This is a genomic window from Mycobacterium asiaticum (genome assembly GCF_001668675.1).
GTDB classification, from domain to species: domain Bacteria; phylum Actinomycetota; class Actinomycetes; order Mycobacteriales; family Mycobacteriaceae; genus Mycobacterium; species Mycobacterium asiaticum_D.
The window spans coordinates 1-6,570 of record NZ_LZKQ01000284.1; the positions used below are offsets into that span (position 1 = coordinate 1).

At 67.2% G+C, this 6,570-nt stretch carries 6 protein-coding genes; 5 read left to right on the forward strand and 1 reads right to left on the reverse strand.

Translation table 11 applies throughout. The features are described 5' to 3' along the window. From guaB to A9X01_RS23745, 3 genes are all read left to right on the forward strand, one after another. Nucleotides 1-1,223: IMP dehydrogenase (guaB, locus tag A9X01_RS23735; protein WP_065123069.1), on the forward strand; the 1,223-nt coding region annotated here is incomplete at its 5' end. Between the two features lie 17 nt (nucleotides 1,224-1,240). Beyond that, nucleotides 1,241-2,368: a GuaB3 family IMP dehydrogenase-related protein gene (locus tag A9X01_RS23740; RefSeq protein WP_065123070.1), complete on the forward strand. Its 1,128-nt coding sequence runs from the start codon at nucleotides 1,241-1,243 to the stop codon at nucleotides 2,366-2,368. 43 nt (nucleotides 2,369-2,411) lie between these two features. Beyond that, a complete protein-coding gene (locus A9X01_RS23745) occupies nucleotides 2,412-4,157 on the forward strand; it encodes a GMC oxidoreductase (protein WP_065123071.1) in 1,746 nt (581 codons plus the stop codon). Between the two features lie 8 nt (nucleotides 4,158-4,165). Here the strand turns inward: A9X01_RS23745 and A9X01_RS23750 are convergent, their stop codons facing one another. After that, entirely contained in the window at nucleotides 4,166-5,062 is an 897-nt protein-coding gene (locus A9X01_RS23750; protein WP_065123072.1) for a TauD/TfdA dioxygenase family protein, read from the reverse strand. 184 nt (nucleotides 5,063-5,246) lie between these two features. On the opposite strand from A9X01_RS23750, the gene A9X01_RS23755 reads away from it, so the two are divergent. After that, nucleotides 5,247-5,816: a TetR/AcrR family transcriptional regulator gene (locus A9X01_RS23755; protein WP_065123073.1), complete on the forward strand. Its 570-nt coding sequence runs from the start codon at nucleotides 5,247-5,249 to the stop codon at nucleotides 5,814-5,816. A 24-nt stretch (nucleotides 5,817-5,840) separates the two neighbouring features. Next, the gene (locus A9X01_RS23760; protein WP_065123074.1) at nucleotides 5,841-6,536 is read left to right on the forward strand and encodes a dTDP-4-amino-4,6-dideoxyglucose formyltransferase; all 696 of its coding nucleotides are present in this window, start codon (nucleotides 5,841-5,843) and stop codon (nucleotides 6,534-6,536) included. The last annotated feature ends 34 nt before the right edge of the window (nucleotides 6,537-6,570 follow it).

Below are 6,570 nucleotides of genomic sequence, written 5' to 3' on the forward strand. Positions count from 1 at the left end.
AGCGGTCCGAGGCCGGCATGGTCACCGACCCGGTCACCTGCCGTCCGGACAACACATTGGCCCAGGTCGACGCGCTGTGCGCCCGGTTCCGGATCTCCGGATTGCCGGTCGTCGACGACGACGGCGCGCTGGTCGGCATCATCACCAACCGCGACATGCGCTTCGAGGTCGACCAGTCACGGCAGGTCGCCGAGGTGATGACCAAAGCGCCGCTGATCACCGCCCAGGAGGGCGTCAGCGCGTCGGCGGCACTAGGCCTGCTGCGTCGCAACAAGATCGAGAAGCTGCCGATCGTGGACGGCCACGGCCGGTTGACGGGGCTGATCACGGTCAAGGACTTCGTCAAGACCGAGCAACACCCGCTGGCCACCAAGGACAGCGACGGCCGGCTCTTGGTGGGCGCCGCCGTTGGGGTCGGCGGCGACGCCTGGGTGCGCGCCATGATGCTGGTCGACGCCGGGGTCGACGTGCTGGTGGTCGATACCGCGCACGCCCACAACCGGCTGGTGCTGGACATGGTCAGCAAGCTCAAGCTCGAGGTCGGTGACCGCGTCGAGGTGGTCGGCGGCAACGTCGCCACCCGCTCGGCCGCCGCGGCGCTGGTCGATGCCGGCGCCGACGCGGTCAAGGTGGGCGTGGGCCCGGGCTCGATCTGCACCACCCGAGTTGTGGCAGGGGTAGGGGCGCCACAAATCACCGCGATTCTGGAAGCGGTCGCGGTGTGCCGCCCGGCGGGTGTGCCGGTGATCGCCGACGGCGGACTGCAGTACTCCGGTGACATCGCCAAGGCGCTGGCCGCCGGTGCGTCGACCGCGATGCTGGGCTCGCTGCTGGCCGGCACCGCCGAGGCGCCCGGCGAACTGATCTTCGTCAACGGCAAGCAGTACAAGAGCTACCGCGGCATGGGGTCGCTGGGCGCCATGCAGGGCCGCAACGGGACGAAGTCGTTCTCCAAGGACCGCTACTTCGCCGATGACGCGCTTTCCGAGGACAAGCTGGTGCCCGAGGGCATCGAGGGCCGAGTGCCGTTCCGCGGTCCACTGGGATCGGTGATCCACCAGTTGACCGGTGGCTTGCGCGCCGCGATGGGCTACACCGGCGCGCCCACCATCGAGGTGCTGCAACAGGCGCAGTTCGTCCGGATCACGCCGGCGGGGTTGAAGGAGAGTCACCCACACGACGTCGCCATGACCGTCGAAGCGCCCAACTACTACGCCCGATAGAGCGCGCGGACATCGAAATGGTCGAGATCGGCATGGGCCGCAGCGCCCGTCGCACCTATGAGCTCAGTGACATCAACATCGTGCCGTCGCGGCGCACCCGCTCGTCGCAGGATGTGTCCACGGCCTGGCAGCTGGACGCCTACCGGTTCGAGATTCCGGTACTGGCCCATCCGACCGACGCCCTGGTGTCCCCGGAGTTCGCCATCGAGCTGGGCCGGCTCGGTGGGCTGGCGGTGCTCAACGGGGAGGGGTTGTACGGACGGCACGCCGACGTCGAGGCCAAGGTCGCCCAGTTGGTCGAGGCCGCCACCAAGGAGCCCGAGCCGTCGGCGGCGATCCGGCTGCTGCAGGAGCTGCACGCCGCCCCGCTGAACCCCGACCTGCTCGGCGCCGCGGTGGCCCGCATCCGCGAGGCCGGCGTCACCACGGCGGTACGGGTCAGCCCGCAGAACGCGCAGGCGCTGACCCCGGTGCTGGTGCAGGCCGGTGTCGACCTGCTCGTCATCCAGGGCACCATCGTGTCGGCCGAGCGGGTGGCCAGCGACGGGGAGCCGCTCAACCTCAAAACCTTCATCTCCGAACTCGACATCCCCGTCGTCGCCGGCGGCGTGCAGGACCACCGCACGGCCCTGCACCTGATGCGCACCGGCGCGGCGGGGGTCATCGTCGGCTACGGCTCCACCCAGGGCGTCACCACCACCGACGAGGTGCTGGGCATCAATGTGGCGATGGCCACCGCGATCGCCGACGCCGCCGCAGCGCGCCGCGAATACCTCGACGAGACCGGTGGGCGTTACGTCCACGTGCTGGCAGACGGGGACATTCACAACTCGGGTGAGTTGGCCAAGGCGATCGCCTGCGGGGCGGACGCGGTGGTGCTCGGTACGCCGCTGGCCGAATCCGCCGAGGCGCTCGGCGACGGCTGGTTCTGGCCGGCCGCCGCCGCGCATCCCTCGTTGCCCCGCGGGGCGTTGCTCCAGATCGCCGTCGGTGAGCGGCCGCCGCTGGAACGGGTGCTCAACGGCCCTTCCGACGACCCGTTTGGCACGCTGAACCTTGTTGGGGGACTTCGCCGTTCGATGGCCAAGGCCGGATACTGCGACCTCAAGGAATTCCAGAAAGTCGGGTTGACGGTAAGCACCTAGGGGTGCTGTTCAGTCCCGGTGTAAAGCCGGTCATACTGCAGCAATGCAGCCTGATTATGACGTCCTGATTATCGGTTCGGGATTCGGCGGCAGCGTCAGCGCGCTGCGGCTCACCGAGAAGGGTTACCGGGTCGGCGTGCTGGAGGCCGGCAAGCGCTACGCCGACGACGAATTCGCCAAGACCTCGTGGGAGCTGCGCAAATTCCTGTGGGCGCCCAAGCTGGGTTGCTACGGCATCCAGCGCATCCACCCACTGAAGAACGTGATGATCCTGGCCGGTGCCGGGGTGGGCGGGGGTTCGCTGAATTACGCGAACACGCTGTACATCCCGAACGACCCGTTCTTCAACGACCCGCAGTGGCGCGACATCACCGACTGGCGGTCGGAGTTGATGCCCCACTACGAACAGGCCCAGCGGATGCTCGGGGTGGTCTACAACCCGACGTTCACCGACGCCGACCGCATCGTCAAAGAGGTCGCCGACGAGATGGGTTGCGGTGACACCTTTGTGCCGACACCGGTCGGGGTGTTCTTCGGCCCGGACGGCACCAAGACACCCGGCGAAAAGGTGCCCGACCCCTACTTCGGCGGCGCCGGGCCCGAGCGCACCGGCTGCCTGGAATGCGGCTGCTGCATGACGGGCTGCCGCTACGGCGCGAAGAACACGCTGTTGAAGAACTACCTCTATCTCGCGGAATCAGCTGGGGCTGAAGTCATTTCGATGACGACGGTAAAGAACTTCGAGCAGCGCTCCGATGGGGTTTGGGAGGTGGCGACCGTGCGGACCGGGAGCTGGCTGCGCCGCGACCGCCGGACCTACACCGCCAATCACCTCATTCTCGCCGCGGGCACCTGGGGCACCCAGCACCTGCTGTTCAACATGCGCGACAAGGGCAAGTTGCCGCGGTTGTCCAAGCGGCTGGGCGTGCTGACCCGAACCAACTCCGAGTCGATCGTCGGCGCCGCCCGGCTCAAGGTGTCGCCGGACCTGAATCTGACACACGGCGTGGCGATCACGTCGTCGATCCACCCCAGTTCCGACACGCATGTGGAACCGGTCCGCTACGGCAAGGGCTCCAACGCCATGGGGCTGCTGCAGACGTTGATGACCGACGGTTCCGGCCCGGAGGGTACCGACGAGCCGCGGTGGCGCCAGCTGATCCGGCTGGCCCGCGAGGACCCGAAGGCGATCATCCGGCTGCTCAACACCAAAGAGTGGAGCGAGCGCACCATGATCGCGCTGGTCATGCAGAACCTGGACAACTCGATCACCACCTACACCAAGCGTGGCAAGCTCGGCATCCGCTGGTACACCAGCAAGCAGGGCCACGGCGAGCCGAACCCGTCCTGGATTCCGGTCGGCAACGAAGTAACCCGCCGGATCGCCAAGAAGATCGACGGCGTCGCCGGCGGTACCTGGGGCGAGTTGTTCAACATCCCGCTGACCGCGCACTTCCTGGGCGGGGCGGCGATTGGGGACAGCCCGGACAACGGTGTGATCGACCCCTACCACCGGGTCTACGGCTACCCGAACCTCTACGTAGTTGACGGAGCGGCGATCTCGGCGAACCTGGGCGTCAACCCGTCGCTGTCGATCACCGCGCAGGCCGAACGGGCCGCCGCGCTGTGGCCCAATAAGGGTCAGGATGACTTGCGGCCCAAGCAGGGTGAGCCCTACCGCCGGCTGGATCCGATCGAGCCGGAGCACCCGGTGGTGCCCGCCGACGCGCCCGGCGCCTTGCGCCGGTTGCCGATGGAGGAAATCGCCCCGACGGCCGACGCGAGTTAGGCCGACCCTCAGCCCGCCAGGGCCAGCGGTGCCCCGCTGACGACCCGGCTGTGCCGGCCGTGCACGTCGACGGGGATATCGCCGATCAGGGTGACCCGGTGCATCAGCCGGTACTGGTCGTCGTAGTCGTCGACCGCGCGGTGCTGGGTGGCGCGGTTGTCCCAGATGGCGACGTCGCCGGGCCGCCAGTTCCATCGAACAGTGTTCTCCGGCAACGTGATTCGCCGCTGCAGCAGCTCGAACAGTGCGTTGGACTCGGCGCTGTCCAGGCCGACGAAGCCACGCACGAAGTTGCCGGCCACCAGCGTGCGCTCACCGGTTTCCGGGTGGACCCGCACCACCGGATGCTCGGTGCGGAAATCGGGCTTTTCGAACGCCTGCCGGAACGCCCGCTGCAGGTCGCTGACCGGTGTGGTGGACGCGCTGTCCACGTAGTCGTAGCGGTTGGTATGCAGCGCCCACAAATTTTCAACCAGGCACTTCAGCGGCTCGGGCAGCGCCGTGTACGCCGCGGCGGTGTTGGCCCACAGCGTCGACCCGCCGTAGCTGGGCAATGTAATCGCACGCAGGATGGACGCCGCCGGGTAGTTCGCGGCGAAGGTGACGTCGGTGTGCCAGCGGGTGGCCTTGCCCAACTCGGAGTTGATCGGGGTGATGATCGGGGTGTCCGCCGCCAGGGCGGCGGCAGCCGGATGACCGATCGGGGTGCCCAGCAGCGCCGCGAATTCCAGCTGTTCGGCGTCGTCGAGATGATGCTGGTCGCGGAAGAAGATCACCTTGTGGGCCAGCAGGGCCGCGCGAATCTCTTCGACCGCGGCAGCGGGGAGGTCACCGCCTAGGCGCACTCCGCTGACCTCGGCGCCGATGCGGCTGCCGAGCTGGTGCACAGCTATCAGGTCTGCCATTGTTCTCGTCCTTCTGAAAGGGGTGTAGTCATCCGACTACGGTTGGAGTGTAGTCAGTTGACTACGCCACGACAAGGGGCGGCTCCCAATCGCGCCGAGCGTGGGTCATACGCAGCTGAAACCCGCTCGGTGCATCCACACGGCCCACGTTCGACGCGGGCTTCAGACCAGTTACCGTTGGCGGGTGACTACACCGTCGGCAAACGCCTCGCGCGGCCCGATTCCCACCGGGCGGGAAGAGGTGGCGGCCGCGGTCCTGCAGGCGGCGGCCGACCTGTTTGCCGAGCGAGGCCCGGCCGCGACGTCGATCCGCGACATCGCTGCCCGCTCAAAGGTCAATCACGGCTTGGTGTTTCGTCACTTCGGCACCAAGGAACAGTTGGTCCGCGCCGTGCTGGATCACCTGGGCGCCGAGCTGACGACGCTGTTGCATTCGGATGCCGAGTCCGAAGTTGTGGATCGGGCGATGGACCGCCAAATGCGAGTGTGGGCCCGGGCTCTGCTCGACGGGTACTCGGCCGAGCAACTGAAGACCCGCTTTCCCAACGTCGTCCCGCTGCTTGACTATGCCCGCACGCGTCACGACAAAGAGTCCGACGCGCGGCTGGCCGTCGCGAATGCCCTTGCGCTGCGACTGGGTTGGCGCCTGTTCGAACCGATGCTGCGCTCGGCGACCGGGCTCGACGAGCTGACCGACGCCGATCTGCGGCAGGCGGTGATCGATGAGGCGACCCGATTGATCGAACCGCACTGAGTGGTCAAGTAGGGTGCGCGGGCGATGAGAATTCTGATCCTGACCGACAATGTGCACGCCCACGCGGTCGCGGCTGAACTGCAGGCCAAGTACGACGACGTCGACGTCTTCCAGACTCCGATCGGGCAACTGCCGGGTGTGCCGCGGCTGGACGTCAAGGAGCGCACGGCCGACATCGTCGAGAGCTATGGGCTGGTGCTTTCGCTGCACTGCAAGCAGAAGTTCCCGGACGCACTACTCGACGGAGTGCGGTGTGTGAATGTGCACCCAGGCTTGAATCCCTATAACCGCGGCTGGTTTCCGCAGGTTTTCTCGATCATCGACGGGCAGAAGGTCGGGGTGACGATCCACGAGATGGACGACCAGTTAGACCACGGCCCGATAATCGCCCAGCGCGAATGCCCGATCGAATCCTGGGACACCTCGGGCAGCGTCTATGCCCGGCTGCTGGAGATCGAGCGCGAGTTGGTGCTCGAACATTTCGAGGCCATTCGCGACGGCAACTACACCGCCTCGCCGATGCCCGGCGAGGGAAACCTCAACCTGAAGAAGGACTTCGCCGAGCTCCGGCAGCTGGACCTCGGCGAACAAGGAACGTTCGGCCAATTCCTGAATCGACTGCGGGCGTTGACACACGACGACTATCGCAATGCATGGTTCGTCGACGAGAACGGGCGCAAGGTGTTCGTCCGGTTGGTGCTGGAGCCCGAGGAGGGCTGAGGCCCGGCAACCCACCCGGGACCCCCACCCGCCC

Excerpts from the sequence above, each read along its gene's own strand:
- A9X01_RS23740 (WP_065123070.1), top strand. The coding sequence starts at position 1,241 with ATGGTCGAGATCGGCATGGGCCGCAGCGCCCGTCGCACCTATGAGCTC.
- A9X01_RS23745 (WP_065123071.1), top strand. The coding sequence starts at position 2,412 with ATGCAGCCTGATTATGACGTCCTGATTATCGGTTCGGGATTCGGCGGC.
- A9X01_RS23750 (WP_065123072.1), bottom strand. The coding sequence starts at position 5,062 with ATGGCAGACCTGATAGCTGTGCACCAGCTCGGCAGCCGCATCGGCGCC.
- A9X01_RS23760 (WP_065123074.1), top strand. The coding sequence starts at position 5,841 with ATGAGAATTCTGATCCTGACCGACAATGTGCACGCCCACGCGGTCGCG.